At 67.0% G+C, this 318-nt stretch carries 1 pseudogene; it reads right to left on the minus strand.

From position 1 onward, the window contains the following. Positions 1-318, minus strand: a pseudogene (locus ABGA94_RS05025) (hypothetical protein); the annotation flags it as partial.

Genomic DNA, 318 nt, shown 5'->3' on the forward strand with positions numbered 1-318 from the left:
CGATGGAACGCGCCCAGGCCGAGAAGTGGATGGACTGGAGCACGTCGCGGATGGCGCCGCTGTACAGCGACCTGGTCTGGGGCATCATGCGCACCGCGCCGGCCGACCGCGATGAAGCCTGCTCCACTTCCTGGACGCCGACCGCGTCCATGCAGTGCGGGGCCGGTGGCGTACGTTCCTGCGCGGAGGCCGAGGCGGTGAGCGCCAGGCCCTGCTTCTGCTTGGGATAGAAGAAGGAGATGTTGGACATCGACGATGAGAAGTTCGCGCCACCGAAGCCGCACAGGATCGCGATGGCCACGAACACCCAGTACGGCG

Source organism: Stenotrophomonas sp. 3diitr2024, from assembly GCF_042136455.1.
Lineage (GTDB): Bacteria > Pseudomonadota > Gammaproteobacteria > Xanthomonadales > Xanthomonadaceae > Stenotrophomonas > Stenotrophomonas sepilia.